Raw genomic sequence first — 407 nt, 5'->3', positions numbered from 1 at the left:
ATTACGCCAGATGAGAACTTCAATGGTGACATCGATATCAGTTTCGATATCTCTGATGGCACCAATACGGTTCAAGCTTCAGCTGACCTAACGGTTAACCCAGTAAATGATTTACCTGTTCCACAAGACCAACAATTCAGTGTTGAAGAAGACGGCACGTTAATCTTCACTGATGCAGACCTATTAACAGGCGCAACGGACATTGAAGGTGACAACCTTACTATTGAAAGTGTGACCTACGACGGTGGCGACGGTATTCTTACCGACAACGGTAATGGCACATACACCTTCGCACCGAATGAAAACTTCAATGGCGACGTAAACTTCGGTTTTGATGTATCAGACGGCACCGATACGGTCTCTGCCAACATCGACGTAAGCGTAACTGCCGTTGATGATGCGCCTGT

At 46.2% G+C, this 407-nt stretch carries 1 protein-coding gene; it reads left to right on the top strand.

The genetic code is table 11. The annotated features are described in order from the left end of the window. Positions 1-407: tandem-95 repeat protein (locus tag AB4482_RS23015; RefSeq protein WP_372181803.1), on the top strand; the 407-nt coding region annotated here is incomplete at both ends.

The sequence above is a fragment of the Vibrio sp. 10N.222.55.C7 genome (assembly GCF_041473335.1).
Lineage (GTDB): Bacteria > Pseudomonadota > Gammaproteobacteria > Enterobacterales > Vibrionaceae > Vibrio > Vibrio crassostreae_C.
This window is presented reverse-complemented; position numbering and strand designations above follow the sequence as displayed.